This is a genomic window from Plantibacter sp. 2H11-2 (assembly GCF_050031945.1).
In the GTDB taxonomy this organism is placed as follows: domain Bacteria; phylum Actinomycetota; class Actinomycetes; order Actinomycetales; family Microbacteriaceae; genus Plantibacter; species Plantibacter auratus.
In genome coordinates, this window is the sequence record NZ_JBNBBL010000021.1 from 1 (window position 1) to 255 (window position 255).

The following is a 255-nucleotide window of genomic DNA, read 5'->3' on the forward strand; positions in this document are numbered from 1 at the left end:
GGTAGCCGGCCTGAGAGGGTGACCGGCCACACTGGGACTGAGACACGGCCCAGACTCCTACGGGAGGCAGCAGTGGGGAATATTGCACAATGGGCGAAAGCCTGATGCAGCAACGCCGCGTGAGGGATGACGGCCTTCGGGTTGTAAACCTCTTTTAGCAGGGAAGAAGCGAAAGTGACGGTACCTGCAGAAAAAGCACCGGCTAACTACGTGCCAGCAGCCGCGGTAATACGTAGGGTGCAAGCGTTGTCCGGA

The 255-nt window shown here is 59.2% G+C and carries 1 rRNA gene; it reads left to right on the plus strand.

Features of this window, described 5'->3' with window-relative positions:
• Positions 1-255, plus strand: a 16S ribosomal RNA gene (locus tag ACQG07_RS19240); the annotation flags it as partial.